The sequence below is a fragment of the Halomonas sp. G11 genome (assembly GCF_001663515.1).
Taxonomy (GTDB): domain Bacteria; phylum Pseudomonadota; class Gammaproteobacteria; order Pseudomonadales; family Halomonadaceae; genus Vreelandella.
Genome location: NZ_LYXG01000003.1, coordinates 73,135 through 95,250 on the forward strand (window position 1 = coordinate 73,135; position 22,116 = coordinate 95,250).

At 55.3% G+C, this 22,116-nt stretch carries 19 protein-coding genes; 15 read left to right on the top strand and 4 right to left on the bottom strand.

What is annotated here, in order from left to right; genetic code table 11:
- The first annotated feature begins 8 nt into the window (after positions 1-8).
- The 6 genes from ADS46_RS02140 to mgtE all read left to right on the top strand — a co-directional run bounded on the left by ADS46_RS02140 (position 9) and on the right by mgtE (position 6,519).
- Positions 9-545, top strand: coding sequence for a F0F1 ATP synthase subunit delta (locus ADS46_RS02140; protein WP_066315678.1), 537 nt, complete (start codon positions 9-11; stop codon positions 543-545).
- A 16-nt stretch (positions 546-561) separates the two neighbouring features.
- Complete coding sequence (atpA, locus tag ADS46_RS02145; RefSeq protein ID WP_066315679.1) at positions 562-2,106, top strand: F0F1 ATP synthase subunit alpha; 1,545 nt, start codon at positions 562-564, stop codon at positions 2,104-2,106.
- Between the two features lie 68 nt (positions 2,107-2,174).
- Complete coding sequence (atpG, locus tag ADS46_RS02150) at positions 2,175-3,062, top strand: F0F1 ATP synthase subunit gamma (protein ID WP_066315682.1); 888 nt, start codon at positions 2,175-2,177, stop codon at positions 3,060-3,062.
- A 71-nt stretch (positions 3,063-3,133) separates the two neighbouring features.
- The gene (atpD, locus tag ADS46_RS02155; RefSeq protein WP_066315690.1) at positions 3,134-4,513 is read left to right on the top strand and encodes a F0F1 ATP synthase subunit beta; all 1,380 of its coding nucleotides are present in this window, start codon (positions 3,134-3,136) and stop codon (positions 4,511-4,513) included.
- A gap of 24 nt (positions 4,514-4,537) precedes the next feature.
- Positions 4,538-4,966 (top strand): F0F1 ATP synthase subunit epsilon, encoded by a 429-nt coding sequence (locus ADS46_RS02160; RefSeq protein WP_066315695.1) that lies wholly within the window; start codon positions 4,538-4,540, stop codon positions 4,964-4,966.
- 167 nt (positions 4,967-5,133) lie between these two features.
- Complete coding sequence (mgtE, locus tag ADS46_RS02165) at positions 5,134-6,519, top strand: magnesium transporter (RefSeq protein WP_066315702.1); 1,386 nt, start codon at positions 5,134-5,136, stop codon at positions 6,517-6,519.
- A gap of 16 nt (positions 6,520-6,535) precedes the next feature.
- Here the strand turns inward: mgtE and ADS46_RS02170 are convergent, their stop codons facing one another.
- On the bottom strand, positions 6,536-7,729 hold the full coding sequence (locus ADS46_RS02170; protein WP_066315704.1) for a cation diffusion facilitator family transporter: 1,194 nt from the start codon (positions 7,727-7,729) through the stop codon (positions 6,536-6,538).
- Between the two features lie 176 nt (positions 7,730-7,905).
- Between ADS46_RS02170 and ADS46_RS02175 the strand changes: the two genes are divergently transcribed.
- From ADS46_RS02175 to ADS46_RS02210, 8 genes are all read left to right on the top strand, one after another.
- On the top strand, positions 7,906-8,706 hold the full coding sequence (locus ADS46_RS02175) for an undecaprenyl-diphosphate phosphatase (RefSeq protein ID WP_066315705.1): 801 nt from the start codon (positions 7,906-7,908) through the stop codon (positions 8,704-8,706).
- Between the two features lie 15 nt (positions 8,707-8,721).
- On the top strand, positions 8,722-9,840 hold the full coding sequence (locus ADS46_RS02180) for an FAD:protein FMN transferase (RefSeq protein WP_066315707.1): 1,119 nt from the start codon (positions 8,722-8,724) through the stop codon (positions 9,838-9,840).
- 1 nt (position 9,841) lies between these two features.
- Positions 9,842-11,209: a bifunctional UDP-N-acetylglucosamine diphosphorylase/glucosamine-1-phosphate N-acetyltransferase GlmU gene (gene glmU, locus ADS46_RS02185; RefSeq protein ID WP_066315710.1), complete on the top strand. Its 1,368-nt coding sequence runs from the start codon at positions 9,842-9,844 to the stop codon at positions 11,207-11,209.
- A 14-nt stretch (positions 11,210-11,223) separates the two neighbouring features.
- Positions 11,224-13,053, top strand: a complete 1,830-nt coding sequence (gene glmS, locus ADS46_RS02190) for a glutamine--fructose-6-phosphate transaminase (isomerizing) (protein WP_066315712.1) — start codon at positions 11,224-11,226, stop codon at positions 13,051-13,053.
- A 640-nt stretch (positions 13,054-13,693) separates the two neighbouring features.
- The gene (locus ADS46_RS02195) at positions 13,694-14,848 is read left to right on the top strand and encodes a hypothetical protein (protein WP_066315713.1); all 1,155 of its coding nucleotides are present in this window, start codon (positions 13,694-13,696) and stop codon (positions 14,846-14,848) included.
- A 105-nt stretch (positions 14,849-14,953) separates the two neighbouring features.
- Positions 14,954-15,382, top strand: coding sequence for a hypothetical protein (locus ADS46_RS02200; RefSeq protein ID WP_066315714.1), 429 nt, complete (start codon positions 14,954-14,956; stop codon positions 15,380-15,382).
- Positions 15,383-15,417: 35 nt separating this feature from the next.
- The gene (locus tag ADS46_RS02205) at positions 15,418-16,122 is read left to right on the top strand and encodes a C39 family peptidase (protein ID WP_066315717.1); all 705 of its coding nucleotides are present in this window, start codon (positions 15,418-15,420) and stop codon (positions 16,120-16,122) included.
- 213 nt (positions 16,123-16,335) lie between these two features.
- The gene (locus ADS46_RS02210) at positions 16,336-16,848 is read left to right on the top strand and encodes a hypothetical protein (RefSeq protein WP_156524453.1); all 513 of its coding nucleotides are present in this window, start codon (positions 16,336-16,338) and stop codon (positions 16,846-16,848) included.
- Between the two features lie 45 nt (positions 16,849-16,893).
- Here ADS46_RS02210 and ADS46_RS02215 read toward each other — a convergent pair whose 3' ends face one another.
- Both ADS46_RS02215 and ADS46_RS02220 read right to left on the bottom strand, forming a co-directional pair.
- Positions 16,894-17,985: a transporter gene (locus tag ADS46_RS02215; protein WP_066315721.1), complete on the bottom strand. Its 1,092-nt coding sequence runs from the start codon at positions 17,983-17,985 to the stop codon at positions 16,894-16,896.
- Positions 17,986-18,024: 39 nt separating this feature from the next.
- Positions 18,025-19,416, bottom strand: coding sequence for a sigma-54 dependent transcriptional regulator (locus ADS46_RS02220; RefSeq protein WP_066315723.1), 1,392 nt, complete (start codon positions 19,414-19,416; stop codon positions 18,025-18,027).
- A gap of 540 nt (positions 19,417-19,956) precedes the next feature.
- Here ADS46_RS02220 and nhaD point away from each other — a divergent pair.
- Positions 19,957-21,423: a sodium:proton antiporter NhaD gene (nhaD, locus tag ADS46_RS02225; protein WP_066315725.1), complete on the top strand. Its 1,467-nt coding sequence runs from the start codon at positions 19,957-19,959 to the stop codon at positions 21,421-21,423.
- Between the two features lie 66 nt (positions 21,424-21,489).
- Here the strand turns inward: nhaD and ADS46_RS02230 are convergent, their stop codons facing one another.
- On the bottom strand, positions 21,490-22,089 hold the full coding sequence (locus ADS46_RS02230) for a CBS domain-containing protein (protein WP_066315728.1): 600 nt from the start codon (positions 22,087-22,089) through the stop codon (positions 21,490-21,492).
- Between the last annotated feature and the right edge of the window lie 27 nt (positions 22,090-22,116).

The following is a 22,116-nucleotide window of genomic DNA, read 5'->3' on the forward strand; positions in this document are numbered from 1 at the left end:
GGTGAATCATGGCGGAATTACTGACCGTCGCTCGTCCTTACGCTAAGGCGGCGTTTGAATACGCGCGTGATCATGAGGCGCTGGATAGCTGGTCAAAAGCGCTTGCCTCTTTGAGCCAAGCCGTCACGGACAGTGATGTGCATCGGCTGCTGGGTAATCCGAAATTACTAGCCGAACAGAAAGCTGAGTTGCTGGCGGGTGTATTGCCCGATCAAGGCGACGATGCTCAACGGCGGTTTCTGGATACGCTGGCAGATGAAGGTCGGCTCAACGCCCTGCCATCAATGGCTGATCAGTTCGAGCGCCTGCGCGCCGACCATGAACAGCGGGTTGATGTCGTGGTGTTATCGGCCTACAAGCTCGATAGCAAGCAGAAAACCAAGCTAAAGAACGCGCTCAAGAAACGTCTGAATCGCGAAATCTCCATTACCACTCAAGTGGATAAAACGCTGATCGGTGGCGTCATCCTGCGGGCCGGCGATACCGTCATTGACGGTTCGGTACGTGGACGATTGAACCGCCTTTCCGACGCGTTAACCGCTTGAGTCTGAGGGACATGGCATGCAGCAATTGAATCCTTCCGAGATCAGCGACATCATCAAGCAGCGAATCGAAAAGCTTGACGTCGCATCTGAAGCCCGTAATGAGGGCACCATCGTCAGCGTTTCCGACGGTATCGTGAAAGTTCACGGCCTCGAAGACGCGATGTTCGGTGAAATGATCGAATTCCCCAACAGCGTTTTCGGCATGGTACTCAACCTGGAGCGTGACTCCGTGGGTGCCGTTGTGCTGGGTGACTACCTGTTGCTTGAAGAGGGCATGACCGCCAAGTGTACCGGTCGTATCCTCGAAGTACCGGTAGGCCCCGAGCTGATCGGCCGCGTTGTCGATGCGTTGGGTAACCCCATCGACGGCAAAGGTGATGTCAATGCCAAGCTGACCGATGCAGTGGAAAAGGTCGCCCCGGGCGTTATCACCCGCCAGTCAGTCGATGAGCCGATTCAAACCGGCCTGAAGTCGATTGACTCCATGGTGCCGATCGGTCGTGGTCAGCGTGAGCTGATCATCGGTGACCGTCAGATTGGTAAATCCGCCATTGCCATTGATGCCATCATCAACCAGAAAGGCAAAGGCGTGACCTGTGTCTACGTCGCCATTGGTCAGAAGCAGTCGACCATTGCCAACGTGGTGCGCAAGCTTGAAGAGCACGGCGCGATGGATCACACCATCGTCGTCGCTGCTGGTGCTGCCGACCCGGCTCCCATGCAGTTCCTGGCGGCCTACTCTGGCTGCACCATGGGCGAATATTTCCGTGACCGCGGCGAAGACGCAATGATCGTCTATGACGATCTTTCCAAGCAGGCCGTGGCTTATCGTCAGGTATCGCTGTTGCTGCGCCGCCCGCCGGGTCGTGAAGCCTACCCGGGTGACGTTTTCTATCTCCACTCGCGTCTGCTGGAGCGGGCCGCTCGAGTGAACGTTGACTACGTCGAGAAGTTTACGGGCGGTGAAGTGAAAGGCAAGACCGGTTCCTTGACCGCGCTGCCGATCATCGAAACCCAGGGTGGCGACGTGTCTGCGTTCGTTCCGACCAACGTGATCTCGATCACCGACGGTCAGATCTTCCTGGAAACCAACCTGTTCAACTCCGGTATTCGTCCGGCGATCAACGCAGGTCTGTCGGTTTCCCGTGTAGGTGGTTCGGCACAGACCAAGATCATCAAGAAGCTCGGTGGTAGCGTGCGCCTTGCCCTGGCTCAGTATCGCGAACTGGCGGCATTCTCGCAGTTTGCGTCTGACCTGGACGAAGCCACGCGCAAGCAGCTCGAGCACGGTCAACGCGTCACCGAGCTGATGAAGCAACACCAGTACTCGCCGATGTCGGTAGCCGAGATGGCGCTTACGCTTTATGCCGCCAACGAAGGTCACCTGGATGATGTCGAAGTCAACAAAGTGCTGGACTTCGAGCGTGCCCTGCACGACTACATGAAGGCCGAGCACAGCGATTTGCTCGACAAGATCAACCAGACCGGCGACTACAACGAAGAGATTCAAAACGGCTTGAAGTCGGGTCTCGAGAAGTTCAAGGCGACTCAGAGCTGGTAATGTCTGGCCCGTCTGTATTGGGCGGGTTTGCATGCTTTCTGAGAGCCACGAACGAAAGGTAGGTCGCTATGGCAGCTGCAAAAGAGATACGCACCCAGATCGGGAGCATTAAAAATACGCAGAAGATCACCAGTGCCATGGAAATGGTCGCTGCGTCGAAAATGCGTAAAGCGCAAGAGCGGATGAAGGCCAGTCAGCCTTACGCCAGGCAGATTCGCAACGTGGTCAGCCACCTTGCCGACGCCAACCCCGAGTACAAGCACGACTATATGGTCGAGCGTAAAGAGGTGAAGCGCGTTGGTTATATTGTGGTCTCCACCGACCGTGGTTTGTGCGGCGGTCTGAACCATAACCTGTTCAAGGCCGTGGTGAAGGATGCCAAGGCCTGGCATCAGGAAGGCGCTGGGCTGGACTTCTGCGCTCTTGGCGCGAAGGCCAGTGGCTTTTTCCGCAACTATGGGGGCAACCTGGTTGCCGCCAAGAGCGGGCTAGGCGAAGCGCCATCGGTCGAAGGTCTGATTGGCAGTATCAAGGTCATGCTCGAAGCGTACGATGAAGGCAATATCGACCGCTTGTACGTGGTGCATAACGAGTTTATCAACACCATGACGCAACAACCGGTGGTACGTCAGCTTCTTCCGCTGTCGACCGATATTGGTGAAGACGCAGAGCAAGACGACGAAAACGCCCGTCCCGGAAGCTGGGACTACCTGTATGAGCCGGATGCCAAGGCGTTATTGGATAGCCTGCTGGTTCGTTTCATTGAATCGCAGGTGTATCAGGCGGTTGTGGAAAACGTGGCGTGCGAGCAAGCCGCCCGGATGATCGCCATGAAGAGTGCGACCGATAACGCGGGCAATCTGATTGACGATCTGGAAATGGTTTATAACAAGGCCCGTCAGGCCGCCATTACCCAGGAAATTTCCGAGATCGTCGGCGGCGCTGCCGCCGTATAACGCCTAGGGAGCCGACGCTTAGCGGCTCCCGGCAGACAGGTTTCATTTGCAGGTTTTTGAGAGGAACCAAGATGAGCGGACGTATCGTACAAATCATCGGCGCGGTGATTGACGTAGAGTTTCCGCGGGACTCTGTGCCCAAGGTCTACGACGCGCTGAAGGTCTCCGATGTTGAGACCATCCTCGAAGTCCAGCAGCAGCTGGGCGACGGCGTGGTGCGCACCATCGCCATGGGCTCCACTGAGGGCTTGAAGCGTGGCATGGACGTGGCCGACACAGGTGCTGCGATTTCGGTCCCCGTGGGTAAAGCCACGCTGGGCCGTATCATGAACGTACTCGGCGAGCCGATTGATGAAGCAGGTGAGATCGGCGAAGACGAGCGCATGCCGATTCACCGCAAGGCACCTGGCTATGCCGACCAGGCAGCGTCTGAAGAGCTGCTGGAGACCGGGATCAAGGTTATCGACCTGGTCTGCCCGTTTGCCAAGGGTGGTAAGGTCGGCCTGTTCGGCGGTGCCGGTGTCGGTAAAACCGTCAACATGATGGAGCTTATCCGCAACATCGCCACCGAACACAGCGGCTACTCGGTATTCGCCGGTGTCGGTGAGCGTACGCGTGAGGGTAACGACTTCTATCACGAAATGACCGAATCCAACGTTATCGACAAGGTATCGCTGGTCTACGGTCAGATGAACGAGCCGCCGGGCAACCGCCTGCGCGTGGCGTTGACCGGCCTGACCATTGCGGAAAAATTCCGTGACGAGGGCCGCGACGTTCTGCTGTTCGTCGATAACATCTACCGCTATACCCTGGCGGGTACCGAAGTATCGGCCCTGCTGGGTCGTATGCCGTCAGCGGTGGGTTATCAGCCGACGCTGGCCGAAGAGATGGGCGTTCTGCAGGAACGTATCACCTCGACGAAGACGGGCTCGATCACCTCCGTACAGGCTGTTTATGTACCGGCGGATGACTTGACCGATCCGTCGCCGGCCACCACCTTCTCGCACCTGGACGCTACCGTGGTATTGGCGCGTTCGATTGCCGAGCTGGGTATCTATCCGGCCATCGATCCGCTCGATTCCACGTCGCGCCAGTTGGATCCGTTGGTGGTTGGTCAAGAACATTACGACACCGCACGCGGCGTTCAGGGTGTTCTGCAGCGTTACAAGGAACTCAAGGATATCATCGCGATCCTGGGCATGGATGAGCTGTCTGACGAAGACAAGCTGGCCGTCGCCCGCGCGCGTAAAATCCAGCGCTTCCTGTCGCAGCCGTTCTTCGTGGCCGAGGTATTCACCGGTGCACCGGGTAAATACGTGTCGCTGAAAGACACCATCCGTGGCTTCCAGGGCATCCTCGAAGGCGAGTACGATGACTTGCCGGAACAGGCCTTCTACATGGTCGGCTCCATCGACGAAGCAGTCGAGAAAGCCAACCAGATGAAGAAGTAATCCCGTCCATTAGGGGGATTCGCTATGGCGAATAGCTTCACTTGCAATATCGTCAGCGCTGAAGCGTCCATCTACTCGGGAACGGTCGAGATGGTGGTTGCTTCTGGCAGCACGGGCGATCTGGGGATTCTACCCGGTCACGCGCCGTTGCTGACGGAACTCAAGCCGGGGCCGGTACGGGTGATTCACGATGGTGGCGAAGAGGAACATTTCTTCGTGACCGGCGGCTTCATGGAAGTCCAGCCAGATATCGTGACCGTGTTGGCCGACGCTGCCTCGCGTGCCAGCGACCTCAATGAGGCGGCTGCCGAAGAAGCGCGTCAGCAAGCGCTGAAAGCCTTTAACGACAAGACATCCGAGCTCGACTATACGCGGGCTGCTGCGGAACTTGCCGAAGCCGTTGCCCAGTTGCGTACGATCCAGCAGCTGCGCAAAAAAGCGGGTAAAGGCTAAAACCGTCACGCTTGGCGTGAACCACAACGCCCCTTGAACCCGTGATTAGGGTTCAGGGGGCGTTTTTTTTGTCTGGTAGCATATAAAATAGAAATCGAATGGCAGCCACAATGCAAGGATAAGGAATTGTCGCCACCTGGCCTTCGCAAGCGTAAAAGGAGAATGCCGTGTCATTAAATGATGAAACGCTGCAAGCCATAAAAACCGAGCTGCTCGACGAGCTTGGAAAGGACGCACCGAACACGGCACTGTTTGCTGAACGTCTGAGTGAGATCCGGTCGGCAGATATCGGTGAAATCCTCGAAGATCTGATCGAAGAGGATGACGCCTTGGCTGACGCGCTGGCGTTACTCGATGTCTTGTCCACCGAACGCGCCGCCAATGTCTTGGGTTATCTACCCGGCGAAAGCCAGCTGGAGGTCATCGGCAGTCTTCCAGATACTCATGCACTCAAGCTGCTGGAAGAAATGGGCTCTGATGAGCGGGCCGATTTGTTCAACCTGCTCGATGAAGACCGCCGTGAAGCCCTGCTCCGGCGCATGGCCCACAGGGAACGTGAAGACCTCAAGCGATTGGCCAGCTACGAGGAGGGCACAGCCGGGGCCATCATGACCTCGGATTACGTCGCCATTGCCAGCGGCATGACGGTCTCTCAGGCCATGATGCGGGTGCGCCAGACCGCGCCTGACGCTGAAACGGTCTATCAGCTCTATGTACTCGACAGCGAAGGTCAGTTGATAGGTACCATGTCGTTGCGCCAGCTAATGGTGGCCCGCCCGGGCGCGCTGGTCGACGACATCATGATCAAGGATGTGATCAGCACACCGGTGGATAAAGAGCAGGAAGACGTTGCCAAGATTGTGGCGCGCTACGATCTGCTGGCCCTGCCGGTGATCGATGCTGATGGCCGGATGGTGGGAATAGTCACCCACGATGACGCCATGGACGTGGCCGAGTCGGAAGCGACAGAAGATATCCACAAGGGGATGTCGATCGGCCAGTTGGAGGATGGCGTTAGCCGGGTGCCGCTTTGGACGCTGTATCGCAAGCGGGTTTTCTGGCTGGTGTTGCTGGTATTTGCCAACCTGTTCTCCGGTGCCGGCATTGCCTATTTCGAGGACACCATTGCAGCACAGGTCGCCCTGGTGTTCTTTTTGCCGTTGCTGATCGGTAGCGGCGGTAATGCGGGCGCTCAGGCCGCTACCTTGATGGTTCGCGGGATGGCAACCGGTGATGTCGGCGTGAAGGACTGGGGAAAAATGCTTGGCCGTGAGCTGTTGGTGGCCGGTTCGCTGGGGATCACCATGGCGATTGCTGTGGCGCCCATCGGGGTACTTCGCGGTGGTGAGGCGGTGGCGATGATTGTCGCGCTCAGCATGGTGACCATCGTCATGTTTGGCAGCCTGATCGGCATGTGCCTGCCGTTCGTGCTGGAACGCTTTCGGGTTGACCCTGCCACGGCTTCGGCGCCGCTGGTCACCACCTTGATTGATGCCTCTGGGGTGCTGATTTACTTCAGTATTGCCACCGCTGTGCTCACCCCTTTGTCGTAGGGTGATAGCGCCGAGCTCAACGCATGGTGTGACTGGCGGCGCGGGTAATAAACATCACTTCCACATGCCCGAGCCATTCGATATCGCTGGCCAGCGCTTTTAGCTGGCTGGCAAGGCACTGGGGCGGCTGGTGAACGGGGTCGTTTATAATCAGTGATACTGAGATTTTTTCGTTCAGGTAGTGAAGCTGTAGCTCGTTGAGCGTGCGCCAAACCGGATGCTTGTACCAGCGCGCATCCAGCGCTGCCTCTACTTCCGGGCGCAGGGGCAGACCTGGAAAGCGGCTTGGGTCGCCTTCGCCAGCGTCGTCTTCAGGGTCGATGTGAAATATGACGTCGGTTAATGCAGGGAACTGGTGACGCAGGCGGCGGCTGACCTCATTGCCGATTTCATGGGCTTCCGAGACGGTGATCTTGGGGCCGACCACAACGTGTAAATCGACCATTACCCAGCCAGCGGATTGGCGGGTACGCAGGTCATGAACGCTGTCCACGCCGGGTACGCCGCAGGCGACGTCATGCATCTGCTGTTGAGCGTCTTCGGGCAGGGCGGTGTCGACCAGTTCGCGAGCCGACTCCCATAGCAGGTCCCAGCCGACTTTACCGACCAGCAAGCCGACGATGATGGCGGCAACGGCGTCCAGCCAGCCCAGGCCAAACTGGGCACCGAGCAGGGCAATCAAGACGACGGCGGTGGAAAGGGCGTCGCTGCGTGAGTGCCAGGCGTTGGCTTCAAGCAGTTTGGAACCGACCCGTTTGGCGATTTGCATGGTATAACGGTAGATCCACTCCTTACTGAGCAATGCAATCACCGTCACCACAATGGCGAACACGCCCGGCGCATTAACGTCAGCGCCACTAAACAAACGATCCAGACTGGACCAGGCAATACCCCCCGCGACGAAAATCAACACGCTTCCCAGCAGGAGCGTGGTAAGGGTTTCGATCCGGCCATGACCATAGTGGTGGTCTTTGTCCGGCTCCTGGCGGCCGTAATGAATGGCCGCCAGGACAAAACCATCGGTGACCAAATCAGATAATGAATGAATGCCGTCAGCAATCAACGCCGCGGAACCGACCATCAACCCGACGACGACCTTAACGATGCTCAGCAGCCCATCCAGCCAGGCACCGATATAGGTGACACGCTTTGCCTCGCGGCTTTGCAACTGAGTATCTTGAATAACCGATGAGTCGACGCGCTGAGTCATGAGGTACCTTGCAGGGACGCCCCTTGGCGAGTAGGTGGCCTATTGTAGCGCACTCACCGGCGTGCTCTATAGTCCCAAGCGGCCGGAGAATGCCAATGGCGGACAAGTTTGCTCAGGATGTGTATCCTTAAGCGCCAATATGTACCCCCTCAACCGAGAGTAGATGAGGATAAGCAATGGATTGGCTTCAGGTCGTGGTATTAGCACTGGTGCAGGGGGTGTCCGAATTTTTGCCGGTGTCCAGTTCGGCTCATTTGATTCTGGTGCCTGTGCTCACCGAATGGCAAGATCAGGGATTGGCCTTCGATGTAGCGTTGCATTTGGGCAGCCTGTCAGCAGTCGTGGTCTATTTCCGTGCTGAGCTGTGGCAGATGATGTTGAGCTGCGTTGCCGCGCTGAAAGGTCACCACGTCGACCGCGACGCACGTCTGGCTGGTTGGGTGGTCATCGCCACGCTACCGGTATGCGCCGTGGGCTTTTTAATGAGTGATGTGGTCTCGGAATATATGCGTTCGCCGCTGATTATCGGCGTCAGCTTGATCGTTTTTGGCCTTTGGCTTGGCTATGCCGACTGGCAAAAACGTGGGTCGCGTAGCGAATATCAGTTGACGTTGAAAGATGCGCTGTGGATTGGCGGGGCTCAGGCACTGGCACTGATTCCTGGCACGTCGCGCTCAGGCGTTACCATGACCGCCGCGTTGATGCTGGGAATGAGCCGCGAAGGGGCGGCACGCTTTTCCTTTCTACTTTCCATTCCGGTCATTGTGTTAGCGGGTGGTTTAGAAACAATAGAACTCATTGGTCAACCCAACCCGGTCGATGGATCAGCAATGTTGGCTGGTACGCTGCTTTCCGGATTGAGCGCCTATCTCTGTATTCATGTTTTTCTGGTGTTGATCAAACGGTTGGGAATGCAGCCCTTTGTGTTATATCGCGTACTTTTGGGCGCTTGGCTGCTATGGTTTTTTCATGGTTAAGGCGGAGTAACAACGATGCGACAGGGTCGTCATTTGTGGCGCTATTGCGGCGTGATCGTGCTGCTATCGATAGCGTTGATAGGCTGCTCGGAAACCGATCGGCCTCTGGAATCGCCGGTTAAACTGGAAGGCAATATATTCGGTACCTTCTATCAAGTGACAATGGCCGATTCGCTCACCCAGGGACAAGTCAACGACATTGAAGCGGGTATCGAGCAGGAACTGGAAAGCGTCGATCAATCGATGTCGACCTACCGCGACGATGCCGAGTTGATGGCCTTCAATCGATCGCCATTAGGCGAGTGGCAGCCGTTGTCCGACGGACTCATCGACGTATTGGCGATTAGCCAGTCGATTGCCGAGTCAAGCGACGGTGCTTTCGACATTACCATCGGCAACCTGGTCAATCTTTGGAGCTTTGGCCCTGAAGCTCGACCTGAAGAAGTACCGTCAGATCAAGAGCTCAGAGAGCGGTTGGCGCAGGTGGGTTTTGACGCTATTGAGCTGGATACGCAGGCGCTTGAGGCGCGGCGTATCCGTGACGTGTTCGTTGACCTGTCGGCTATTGCCAAAGGCTACGCGACTGACCGCGTCGCCGCCTATCTGGATCAGCAAGGGGTCGAGAATTATCTGGTCAATCTGGGGGGAGATTTGATTACTCGCGGCGTTCGAGACCTGGATGAACAGACCGCGTGGCGCGTCGGCATTGAAGTGCCGGAGAACGGACAGCAGCGCGCCCAGCATGTACTGCCGCTTGATTCAATCTCGGTGGCGACATCAGGCGACTATCGGAATTACTTCGAGGTTGATGGCCAGCGCTATTCGCACACGATTGATCCACGCACTGGTCAGCCGATTACCCACGACCTGGCTTCGGTGTCGGTTTTTCACCCCTCCAACGCCTGGGCTGACGGCTGGGCGACCGCGCTGATGGTGGCGGGTAATGAGGACGGTATGGCGATGGCCCGCGACCAGAACCTGAATGTTCTGATGCTGATACGCGAGGGAGATCAATGGCGAAGCGTCGCAAGCCCTGCCTTTGCGCAGTACTTCGGGGATGAGCTCATTGAGTCGTTAGAGATAGAGGTTGCGTCTGCCCGTGCGGACGACCGTAAAACCGCGACAGGTAATTAACATGCAAGAACTCGATATTGTCATTCTCGCCGCCGGTAAAGGCACGCGAATGCGTTCTCAGATTCCCAAGGTACTGCATACGCTTGCGGGTAAGCCGATGGTTCAGCATGTGCTGGATACGGCCGCCGGACTAGGTCCATCGCGTACTCACGTCGTGATCGGCCATGGTGCCGATCAGCTGCGCGAGGCACTGGTTGATTATCCCGTGACCTTTGCTGTTCAGGCCGAGCAAAAAGGCACTGGGCATGCGGTCGCTCAGGCGCTACCGCAGTTGGGCAGTGGCAAAGTACTGGTGCTGTACGGTGATGTCCCATTGATCCACCGTGATTCGCTTTCGGCGTTACTGGCCCGGGTGGATGATCAGCATATGGGGCTTTTAACCGTCACGCTAGATGACCCCGCTGGCTATGGGCGTATCGTGCGCAATTCAGAAGGCGAAGCGGTGGCGATCGTCGAGCAGAAAGATGCCAGCCAGGAGCAACTCGCCATCACCGAGTGCAACACGGGCATGATGGCGATGACCAGCGAGCAATTGAAACGCTGGATGCCTCGGCTATCGGCGGATAATGCTCAGGGAGAATATTACCTGACCGATGTGATTGCCATGGCCAAAAGCGACGGCGTTGCGGTTTGCACCGCCCAACCTTCTACCGCCATTGAGGTCGAAGGTGTCAATAACCGCGCCCAGATGGCACGCCTGGAACGTGCCTACCAGGCCCAGGCCGCCGAGAAGCTCATGGAACAGGGGGTGGCGTTGGCTGACCCGGCCCGCCTTGATGTGCGCGGCAGCCTCACTTGTGGCCATGATGTGTTTATTGATGTGGGCTGCGTGTTTGAAGGCGAGGTCGAATTAGGTGAGGGGGTGCAAATTGGTCCCTACTGCGTGATTAAAAACAGTACGATCGGGGCCGAGAGCCGCGTGGATGCGCATAGTATCATCGACCAAACGGTGGCAGCTGGACTTAACCAGATTGGGCCCTTTGCCCGACTGCGCCCGGGTACCCGGCTAGCGGTCAAGGCGAAAGTCGGTAATTTTGTCGAGACAAAAAATACCGATGTTGGTGAAGGCAGTAAAATTAATCACTTGAGCTACGTGGGTGATGCGCGTCTGGGGCGTGGTGTCAATGTCGGCGCGGGTACGATTACCTGTAACTACGATGGAGCCAACAAACACCTTACCGAAATTGGCCATCATGCTTTCATTGGTTCCAACACGGCTCTGGTGGCACCGGTGAGCATTGGGGAAGGGGCCACGGTGGGGGCTGGCTCGACTATCGCCAAGGACGTCAGCGATAATGCGCTGGCCGTATCGCGGGGGCGGCAACTCGAGAAAAGCGACTGGAAGCGCCCACTCAAGCATCACGACTGAAAAGGGGAAGGCCTATGTGTGGCATCGTCGGCGCCGTTGCCCAGCGCAACGTTCAGGGTATCTTATTGGAAGGGTTAAAACGTCTCGAATACCGCGGTTACGACTCGGCCGGCATGACGGTTTACGATGGCTGTTCGCTGACCCGCCACCGGGCGATAGGCAAGGTGGCAGCGCTTTCAAGCAAGCTGGATGAAGCGGCATTACCTGGGAAATCGGGGATTGCCCATACCCGCTGGGCCACGCACGGAAAACCCTCTGAAGCCAACGCCCACCCTCACCAAAGCGGTGATCAGGTTGCCGTTGTACACAATGGCATTATCGAAAATTACGAAGCCATCAAAGATCGGCTGCAAGCTAGCGGCTACCGTTTTACCTCTGAAACCGATACCGAGGTCATTGCTCACTTACTTGCCGAGAAACTGGATAGCGGCCTTAGTTTATTTGATGCCACCCAGCAGATCGTCAACGGCTTGGGCGGTGCTTATGCGCTGGGTGTGATGAGCGCTAACTCTCCAGGCGTTGTCGTCGGTGCACGGCAGGGTAGCCCTCTGGTGGTTGGCGTGGGTATTGATGAAGCATTTTTGGCCTCCGACCCGCTGGCGCTGTTGCAGGTCACCGACCGATTCATTTATTTAGAGGAAGGTGATCTGGTAGAGCTGCGTGAGCAGGGCGCTATTCGTATCGTCGACCGCCATGGAAAAGCGGTTGAACGACCGGTTCAGACATTTGAGCATGGTGATGGCGCGGCGAGTAAAGGTAACTATCGTCACTTCATGCTCAAAGAAATCTTTGAACAGCCCGAGGTAATCCGGGCCGCGCTTGAAGGGCGCTTGAGCGATGATCACGTCTTGGTTGAAAGCTTTGGTCCCGATGCCCCGGCTATTTTTCAAGCCACCCGGCAAATCCATATTATCGCCTGTGGCACCAGCTATCACGCTGGGCTGGTGGCACGCTATTGGTTAGAGCGCTATGCCGGTATCCCCGTACAGGTGGAAGTGGCATCCGAGTATCGTTACCGCTATCCCGTGGTACCCGAGGGCACACTGTTTGTCACGCTTTCCCAGTCCGGTGAAACCGCCGATACCCTGGCGGCACTGCGCTATGCAAAACAACTGGATTACGTGGGTACCCTGGCCATTTGCAACGTGCCGGGTAGCTCATTGGTGCGTGAATCGGATGTGACCCTGATGACCCGGGCAGGGCCTGAAATCGGTGTCGCATCAACCAAAGCGTTTACTACCCAGCTTGTCGGTTTGATGTTGCTGACACTGTCAATTAGCAGGGTACATGGCCGCGATGATCATCACGCCGATATCGTATCGGCATTGAAAGCCTTACCCGCACTTTGCCAACAAGTGCTGGCGTTAGATCCGGCAATCGAAGTGCTGTCGGAGGCATTTGCTGAAAAACATCACGCGTTGTTCTTGGGACGTGGTGCGCATTTTCCGGTGGCCCTTGAAGGTGCACTCAAGCTTAAGGAAATTTCCTATATTCACGCGGAAGCCTACCCGGCCGGAGAGTTGAAGCATGGGCCGCTGGCGCTGGTGGATGCTGATATGCCGGTGATTTCGGTGGCGCCCAACGACGATTTGCTGGAAAAACTCAAGTCCAACCTTCAGGAAGTGCGCGCGCGTGGGGGAGAACTGTTTGTGTTTGCCGACGAGCAGGTAGGGATCGAGGAGCGCGACGATCTTCGGATCCTGCACTTGCCGCATATCCACGAAGCGCTGACCCCATTGCTGTACACCTTGCCGCTTCAGCTGTTGAGCTACCATGTTGCGGTACTGAAAGGCACCGATGTGGATCAGCCGCGTAACCTGGCAAAAAGTGTCACGGTAGAGTAGCGTCTGGCAAAGGGGCATCCACAAGACAATGGCTGCCCCTTTTTCATAAATGTTTTCATAAATGTTATTACCCTCCTCCTTTAATAATTCAGTCAACTTTTCCCAGTGGCTTATACGTCATGACGTATGTTTTTAAGACTTTGCTAATCCCAGTAAAAGCAAAAGCGATATTCTCCAGAATTTCTCTCCCGTCTTGATAAAAGCTTCAGTGCCAGTGACTATCTCATTGGTACTTTCTTTATCAGCCAAAAAATTATCTATCTGATCAATGATCCCGTCAGTTTTTCCTTCCTTAGTGTAACGTTATCGTTGCACTTTATGGAATGTTGTTAATTAACTGTTTTTAAATAGAATGCTCTTAAATTTAGGGCTTTTATCGCTCAACTGTTCCGCGGATGAAACACTAATCATCAAGTTACAAACGCCCTGGCAAGGCCTAGAGGGGATTAAAGTGTCCATTATTTAAAAATTTTCTTTTCTTATAATTAGTTACGTCCAGTTGGGTTTCAACTGGCATAGATCATGCTCCTGGGTTGTTGGCTGCGAGCAAGGTGCGTTATTCGAGGGTCCAGAATTAAGCGTTAGGGACGATGGCGAAAGTTCGCAGGCTGCAGCAGACAATTCAAACGGAGACATGAACATGAAAAAGTATCTCGTAGTAGCAGGAACGCCTCTACTGGCCATTGTGATGGCCATCTCTACGGCGCATGCCAACCCTAGCGCAGGATTAGCCGAAGAGGTAGATCAGACGGTGGATTCAAGCGCCTCCGCGACGGGTGGCAGCAGTGGAAGCGCAAACGGTGGCAGTGGGTCTGGTCAGGGGACCGGTGGCAGTGTCTATGCCAATGTCGACGGCGACTTTGATGAAAGTTCCGATGACAATGACCTCTCCAGTGGTAACGGCACGGGCGGAGCTGCCAGTGGAAGCGGTATGGGCGGAACCGGCGGCACCACTGGCCGTGGTGGGGATGCCTGGGCCATGAGTGAATCTTACAACACTTCCACCAATGTCATCTCGATGCAAGATATGAGCTCCACCGTCAGTGGCGCAAGTATCAATGTCTATGGTGGCAGAGGAGCTACCGGCGCTTCTGGCGGTGATGGCGGTGATGCTTATGCCGATAGCTATGGTGAAGGCACCGGTGGCGGCGGCGGCCAGGGCCAGGGTGGCTACGGTGGTAGTGCGACTGCCGATGGTGGTGATGGCTACGAAGGTGGCTCTGGCGAAGGCTACGCTGATGTATACGGTGAAGGCTCTGGCGAAGGCGGTGATGCGGGTGCTGCCAATGACGATACCGATGCCCAGGGTGGCACAGCTCAAGGCTATGCGTCTGTCACCGGCGATGACTTCGATGATGACAACACCAATACGCCTACTAACGGTGATAGCACCAACGGTGACGCTACCGCTAGCTCTGCCGTAGCGGGTGGAACCGCCGGTAACGGTTCTGGTACCGGTTCCGGCACCGGTTCGGCTTCTGGCGTCGGTGGTGACGGCGGCGATGGAGGTTTAGCGACTGCTAGCGGCGGTAACGGTGGTGCAGGCAGCGGCGGCAACGGTGGTAGCGGCCAGGGAATTGGCGGTGATGCCACTGCAGTCGCTGGCAACGGGGGCAGTGGTGGCAACGGTGGCAATGGCGGAGCTGCAAGATTGGCAACGGGTGCAGCCAGCGTTTCCGTAGCGGCAGGAGTGTTCGGCGGCATCAACAACATGAACGTGACCACCGGCCTGTACAACGCTCAGGTATCGGGTACCAACGTCGCGGCTCACAGCAATGTGAGTATCGGCAACTGAGTTAGAGCGCTAATGGCGCTTTAATAAACCGGGAGCCGGTGGGCGCAAGTCCATCGGCTCCCTCGATGAACTGTCCGTATGGATAGGGTGCCGGGAGCCAGTGCCATGAAGGTGTCTTCAGTCAGTTCAATTCAATCCGAGTTACTTGGTCCCCAGCGTGCGCTGACGGTCATTACGCTCGTCTCTTTAATGATCGTCCTGGGAATGACAGAGAGCCAGGCCGACGATAGTCATGCGCTTAACAGCAATGGTTTTGCCGCGATGCAACAGATGGATATCGAGGAAATGGATAGGGCGAGGGCAAGAGAAGGTGAGGCGATCGTCAATTTCAATACGGTAAAAAGCATCCAGAACATGCAAGCATCGGTGACGGATACCTCCTTCAATATTGGCGGAAATATGGTCTCAGGCAATATCAGCTTTGCTTCAGATGCCTTGGGGAGCTATAGCGGCACAGGCATTTTCAGTGCCGTGACGGGTAATGGGAATTCCATCAACAATGCCGTGGGTATCAGTGTCTTTATCGCCAACTGAGCCTTGATCGGGTTTTCCACAAGGAATGATGCGCCATGAAACTAGATAGACAACTTTGCTGTGGCGTGGCGACACTCTTTCTTGTTGGCAACGTGATGGTTGCCCATGCCGGGCAGGTCGCCATATTCAATCGTTTCGGTAGTTTTCAGGTCGAGGCCCAGAGTCTGCAGGAAAAGGGTTGGGACAGAGTGGTTCGCCAGCAATACGATTTCAGCTGTGGTTCTGCGTCTGTTGCGACCTTGCTGACGTTTCATTATCAGCGTGAGACCTCAGAAGCAGAGGTGTTTGAAAGCATGATTCGAGCCGGGGATGCCGAGCAGATCCAGCGACATGGCTTTTCCATGTTGGATATGAAGCGATATCTGGATGCTCAGGGGCTCAACTCCGATGGGTTCAGAATCAGCCTGGATGACTTTATTCGCATTGGTGTGCCCGCCATTACGATGGTGAACACGGCGGGTTACAAGCATTTTGTGGTTGTAAAGGGTGTGGATGCCAATAATATTCTGATTGGGGATCCCGCGGCAGGTACCCAGGTGGTGCCCAAGGATCACTTCGAATCGCTGTGGGACGGAACGGTTCTGGGCGTGCGCGAGGAAATCGAGATTGCCCGGAAAAACTTCAATAACGAGCAGGATTGGGCCGTGCGCCCCGATTCACCTCTGTCGGTAGGAGTGAACCGTTCAAGCCTAGGTGCCAGTCTGCTGACCCTTCCCGCCAGAAATGAGATGGGTCGATGATGAGGAAATACGAAAATGCCATCTCAATCAAGCACCATGCTGAGGCGAAGGGGCGGGCGATGGATCGGTGCAGCGCTGATGATAGCGGCGACTGGCACTGGGGCAGCTTCCCCACCGGCAAACAATGCAGCGTCAGAATCATCAAGTAGCCATTGGGAAGCTTCTTCAGGTTATCCAGTACCCGTGAGTCTTTACACTGAGGTTGTATCCTCATTGACTGTAAATGATGAATTTAGTCGAGGCGTCGTTATTGCAGAGATAGAGCTCGATCAATTGCGAGCGGGATTCAGTCTTGGTGGGCTCGATGTGGACTTCGGGGCCAGGCTACAGACCCTGATCGATAACAGCATTGAGCTGGTGTCGGTTGTCAACTTCACCAGGGCGGGCATCGACGTTGTGTCCCAGACATTTCGCGCCCCTTCTGGTTCAGTCAGTCAGGTGGGGCCTGGTACGGGAGTGCTCGTCACTGATCTGACACCAGCTGGCGTGGATTTATCGGGTCTGGCAGGTTTTTCTGGCGTTACGTTGAGCGATGCCAAAGGCTTTACGGCAGCCTTGCAAAATATCACTCGCGACGCCATCGTCAGCGGCGTAGTGAGCAATGCTTCTGGACGGAATATACAGCAGCGGATCAATGTTGATGTTCAACTCAACAACATTGGAGCATTGAAGGCAGCCAGGCAACGGGCCGCGATTGTTGATTCCTTTTCAGGTATCTTGCGCTGATACGACAGCTGCCGATGAGGCAGCTGTCGACGTTTCTTCCTTTAGCTAAAAAATGCCCATGCCGATAGGCATGCGAAGTGTCAGGGTTGTATCCGGCGCATCATCGGTGATGCCCAGCTCCAGGCCCAGGTTGAGCGAGACATCCGGATTTAACTGGTAGGACCACCCGAGGAGCAGGGAGCCAACGTTCAGAGTGTTTGAGCTGACCTGAGTCGTGTTACCGGTACTGTTATTGACAAACTTCGTTGTCGTCTCGCCGATGAAGTCGTTTTTGTAGCCCAGCGTAAAGGACGTTTTTGGATTGATCGAGTAGGCCATGCCGAAACTCAGTCGAATGGTATCTCCGGGATCCACCTCGCCTATGATCAGGTCGTCGTCATCTTGGGTAACTTGCTGATTGACATCATCTTCAAGATTGAAGACGTAGCCAAGATTGGCGAAATAGACAGCAGGCGCGGAGGGTACCAGCATGGTAAGGCTGGGCTCGAAGGAGTGAAAGCCAGTGCCGGTGGTTAATTCCAGCGGAGTGCCAGCGCTGTTACGGCGAATATCGAAGGGGCCTTCACCGGTGGTGCTCTTATAACGCAGATTACCAATGAAGTAGGGCATGCCATTCAGGCCACGGTTCAACTGGTAGTGGGCGGCTAATTCGATATCGCCCAGCGCATTGTTGGATAACTCACGGTTCAACGTAAAATCGGGATTAACTTCTGAGACTGTGACGCGGTTCGACTCATCTCGATAGACATAGGGCACTTTCATCTCGAGTTCCAGGCGGTCGGTAAAACCCAGCCGCCCGGTCAGAGAGGCCGTATAGCTATCACGGTCGACATCCTGTGCGGTAAACACCCCGATCAGCAGGGTACTCAATACTTCGATACCCTCGAAGGTCGTTCGGTTAATGCTCTCGTGGGAATACTGGAATTCTGGCTCCAGAACCAACCTGCCTTTGGGCGTCAATACGCCTCCATACTCTGCCATTGCCTGGACGTCTGGCTGGATCTCCTGTTGGTCGGGCTCCTGTCCAACGGGCTGGATCTGCGAGTCCCCGCCTGTCTGTTGGGCCAGTACCGGTGTGCAACTGATAAAAGATGCCAAGCCGGCGGTATAGAGGATGTTAGTGCCACGTGGAGTCATGGTTTCTTTCCTTTTTTCTTTTTTGCGTAGTGCCTCATCCTAACGGGAGGAGGCATGGATCGATTGCCGTTCGTCGGGACAGCCATTCTTTTCGATACCGTGCTTTTCGATTAATCGGTATAGGGTGACGCGTGAGACGCCCAGTTCGAGCGATGCACGCAGCACATTGTGTTTGTTGCGTGCCAGGGCAGCCCTGATGGCCTCGAACTCTGCCACGTCGCGAACCTGCTGAAGGGTATCAACATCCCGGAAAAGTCCATGTCGCCTTTCCAGCCCCATATCGGCAGGGGTAATGAGCCGGTGCTCGCACATGACCATGGAACGTCTAACCCGGTTGACCAGTTCGCGGATGTTGCCTGGCCAGTGGTGTTGACGCATGACAGTGATACATTGGTGGCTGAATCCACCGACTCGGGTTGGTTTTTCGGTCGAGAACTTCTGGAAGAAAAAGTGGGCTAGAGCTTCGATGTCTTCTGGGTGCTCTCTCAGCGCCGGTACCCTGACTTGAAGCACATTGAGCCGATGATAGAGATCTTCACGAAAATCGCCCCTGCTGACGGCCTCATCAAGGTCGACGTGGGTGGCGGCCAACACCCTGACATTGACAGGGATCTCTTTAAGCCCGCCGACTCGAAGCACTTTGAGGTTTTCCAGGAAGCGAAGCAGGTTGACTTGTAAATCCAGAGGCAGGTCCCCGATCTCGTCGAGAAACAGAGTACCTCCCTGTGAATTCTCTATGATGCCGACCTTGCGCTGATTAGCCCCAGTGAAGGCTCCTTTCTCATGCCCAAAGAGTTCTGACTGGATAAGACCGGAGGGTAGAGCGCCACAATTAACAACGTTAAATGGCCCATGGCGTCTGGGTGAATGGGTATGAATGGCATGAGCCGTGAGTTCCTTTCCCGTGCCCGATTCTCCGGTAATCAGTACAGGTGCACTGGTAGCAGCCACTTTGGCGATCGTTCGATAGAGCAGTTGCATGGTCGGACTATCGCCAACGATATGATATTCATCGCCCAGACAGGAAAGTGTCGGGATGGGAGGAGTGCCTTTGAGGTTGGCCATTGCCAGTGCACTCTCCATCAAGGTATCGAGTTTTCTCGCATCGACGGGATGGACCTGATAGGCATAACAAGTATTAAAAATCCGCTCGCGAGTTTTCTCGTGACTTAAACCATTACGTTCGATAATGGCTACCCAAGAGATGTCTGCCAGCCGGGGGCTACTATCGATTTCCAAAGGAAGGGTGGATGTTGATGGATCGATAGCCATCAAACCAACTCGACAAGGCTTATTGTCGAGCAATTCTATTGCTTTATGAGCATTAACAGCATGGTTAATTGACCAGCCATACCCTAAAAGCTGTTTTATGGTGTTCTGAAGAAACGCCGTGTTTCCGGCTGTTATGAGCTGCCTGGTCGGCTCGATCATGACGTTACCTCGTGGTTACTGGCAACCACTGCTAATAGTGATCAGGCCATGCGTAAGGCAAATTCTTGCGACGGCGTTGCAACCGCGCATCATCATTTTTCAAGCCCCGATAGAAAGCACCCTTTTCAAGTTTTAGGCTGAGAATGAATGGGTGAGTATTTCTAACATACGGCACTATCGCAGGCTGGGGTGTGATTAGTGTTGGTCGATCCTGGAGGAATGTAAAGTCAAGTTACAGTGTGTTAAAGAGAGGGCTGTAAGTATGAGATTTCTCAGTACTGACATTAAAGATATTTTTTAACAAAGCGTTATAGAAAACTTGGCTATCCCGGAAGAGTAAAAGGAACGTCAGGTTCATTAATAAAATGGTACCTGCACTTGAGTTCCTGACCCATGTCATCGACCAAACGAAGCAGCTTGTCCTGCTGATCTACCCGTTACGCTTCGTTGATTGCAATGTTGCATTGCTCCATTCTATTAGTCGGCTTATTATTGTGGCGGTTTATCCTTCCTCCGTTCTACCGCAGGGACTTCTCCGCCATGAAACCACCCGATTACCACATCGCCGGGCGCCATAGCCGCCGAGCGATGTGCCTGTTGTTTGCATTCTGCTGCCTCGTTGTACCTTCCTTATCTTATGCCGCTGCCGGGTCACTCGACCTAACCCGTTCTATCGCCGGTATCTTATCTGTGGCCATATTTGTGCTCGCCTATGCGTTAGTCATGGCCGAAGAGCTTTTGCACATGCGCAAATCAAAGCCGGTATTGGTGGCTGCTGGTTTGATCTGGGCATTGGTGGCCTGGGTGTACGTCCAGGCGGGGTTGCCCCAAGAGGCGGAAACCGCCTTCCGTGAAACGCTGCTGGAATACGCTGAGTTGCTGCTGTTTTTGCTGGTGGCGATGACCTATATCAACGCCATGGAAGAGCGCCGGGTATTTGATGCGCTGCGTTCTTGGCTCGTGCGTAAAGGCTTTAGCTATCGCACCCTGTTCTGGATTACCGGCGTCCTGGCATTCGGTATATCGGCGATCGCCAACAACATGACCACGGCGATGCTGATGTGTGCCGTGGTCCTGAAGGTGGCTGAGGGCGATGATCGGTTTATCAGCCTTTGTTGTATTAACGTGGTGGTGGCCGCCAATGCGGGGGGCGCCTTCAGCCCCTTCGGCGATATCACGACGCTGATGGTCTGGCAGGCCGGCCAGGTTGCCTTTGGTGATTTCTTCCATTTGCTGGTGCCGTCAATCGTCAACTTCATGGTGCCAGCGGTGATCATGAGTTGCTTTATTCGCAATCGAAAACCTGAAGCATTGTCGGAAAACGTATGGTTGAAGCGCGGCGCGCGGCGTATTGTCGTGCTGTTCCTGATCACCGTGGCGATTTCGGTGCTCTGCCACTCTGTGCTGCATTTGCCGCCTGCCATGGGCATGATGTTCGGTCTTGGTCTGCTGCAGTTCTTTGGTTACTACCTGCGCCGCAGCTTGCCACGCTCCCTGGAACGCAAGCGTGAGCGTTATTCCCGCCGCGGCGATTGGAAAAAACTCGAGCAACTGGGCGGTGTTGTTCCCTTCGACATCTTCAGCCGGATTGCCCGCTCAGAGTGGGACACGCTGCTGTTTTTCTACGGCGTGGTGATGTGTGTGGGCGGCCTGGGCTTTATCGGCTATCTCGGCCTGCTGTCGGAGACTCTATACGGCAGTTGGAATCCGGTGTGGGCCAACGTGGTATTGGGCTTGATTTCCGCAGTGGTGGACAACATCCCGGTGATGTTCGCGGTGCTTTCGATGGAACCGGACATGTCGCTGGGTAACTGGTTACTGATCACGCTGACGGCAGGTGTTGGGGGCAGTCTGTTATCCATGGGCTCTGCCGCGGGCGTGGCCCTGATGGGTCAGGCCAGGGGTATTTATACCTTTGCCCGTCATCTGCGTTGGGCGCCAGCCATCATGCTGGGCTATATCGCCAGTATTCTTACCCACCTTTGGTTAAATGCCGGGTTGTTTTAGCCCCGTATCAATACAACCGCCCGCGCGTTGACACGCGCGGGCGGGAGAATGACAGCCGTGCGTTGCTTAAATATCGTGGCCTGTTATGACGTGGCAGATATCCGCAAAGCTTTGTGCCCTCGGGATGGTATTGATCGTCTTACCGATCGCCGCCTGAATATCGCTGGCTGAAATAATGCCGCGAATGCTGGGGTTGTGGTGGTCATCATGTTCGATAATCAGCAAATGCTGATCCGTAAAGCTCTCCATCGATATCACTAGATCCTCGATGCTCAGCGACGAGAGCTGGTTAAGCGGCATAGCGCTTAATTTGTGCCAGGGCGTCATGATCATTTCGGCCGTGATGTCCTCTTGACTCAGCTGGCGTTGCTGCATGGCGATATTGATCCGCCGCTTGCCAATGATCTCTTTGGCCGTGATCACCCCAATACAGTGCTCATGGCTATCCATGACAAACAATAACCGCACTCCCGCATCGCGCATTTTTTGGTGGGCCTGATCAACCGGGGTATCGCTATCAACCCATTGGGGGCGTACCTGGCTAAAATCGGTCAGAACGCTGATAGCCGGGCTTTGTGGCGATAACGACGGCTTCCTCGGGACAACCAGCGTTGGCGTTGACCCCAGTTGGATTAAAGGTTTGGGGGAAAAGATTATCTGGTTCATCAGAGTACCTGCGTTAAGTGATGTAAT

Coding starts and splice junctions, on each gene's coding strand:
- ADS46_RS02140 (WP_066315678.1), top strand. CDS start 9: ATGGCGGAATTACTGACCGTCGCTCGTCCTTACGCTAAGGCGGCGTTT.
- atpA (WP_066315679.1), top strand. CDS start 562: ATGCAGCAATTGAATCCTTCCGAGATCAGCGACATCATCAAGCAGCGA.
- atpG (WP_066315682.1), top strand. CDS start 2,175: ATGGCAGCTGCAAAAGAGATACGCACCCAGATCGGGAGCATTAAAAAT.
- atpD (WP_066315690.1), top strand. CDS start 3,134: ATGAGCGGACGTATCGTACAAATCATCGGCGCGGTGATTGACGTAGAG.
- ADS46_RS02160 (WP_066315695.1), top strand. CDS start 4,538: ATGGCGAATAGCTTCACTTGCAATATCGTCAGCGCTGAAGCGTCCATC.
- ADS46_RS02170 (WP_066315704.1), bottom strand. CDS start 7,729: ATGACTCAGCGCGTCGACTCATCGGTTATTCAAGATACTCAGTTGCAA.
- ADS46_RS02175 (WP_066315705.1), top strand. CDS start 7,906: ATGGATTGGCTTCAGGTCGTGGTATTAGCACTGGTGCAGGGGGTGTCC.
- ADS46_RS02180 (WP_066315707.1), top strand. CDS start 8,722: ATGCGACAGGGTCGTCATTTGTGGCGCTATTGCGGCGTGATCGTGCTG.
- glmU (WP_066315710.1), top strand. CDS start 9,842: ATGCAAGAACTCGATATTGTCATTCTCGCCGCCGGTAAAGGCACGCGA.
- glmS (WP_066315712.1), top strand. CDS start 11,224: ATGTGTGGCATCGTCGGCGCCGTTGCCCAGCGCAACGTTCAGGGTATC.
- ADS46_RS02195 (WP_066315713.1), top strand. CDS start 13,694: ATGAAAAAGTATCTCGTAGTAGCAGGAACGCCTCTACTGGCCATTGTG.
- ADS46_RS02200 (WP_066315714.1), top strand. CDS start 14,954: ATGAAGGTGTCTTCAGTCAGTTCAATTCAATCCGAGTTACTTGGTCCC.
- ADS46_RS02205 (WP_066315717.1), top strand. CDS start 15,418: ATGAAACTAGATAGACAACTTTGCTGTGGCGTGGCGACACTCTTTCTT.
- ADS46_RS02215 (WP_066315721.1), bottom strand. CDS start 17,985: ATGACTCCACGTGGCACTAACATCCTCTATACCGCCGGCTTGGCATCT.
- ADS46_RS02220 (WP_066315723.1), bottom strand. CDS start 19,416: ATGATCGAGCCGACCAGGCAGCTCATAACAGCCGGAAACACGGCGTTT.
- nhaD (WP_066315725.1), top strand. CDS start 19,957: ATGAAACCACCCGATTACCACATCGCCGGGCGCCATAGCCGCCGAGCG.
- ADS46_RS02230 (WP_066315728.1), bottom strand. CDS start 22,089: ATGAACCAGATAATCTTTTCCCCCAAACCTTTAATCCAACTGGGGTCA.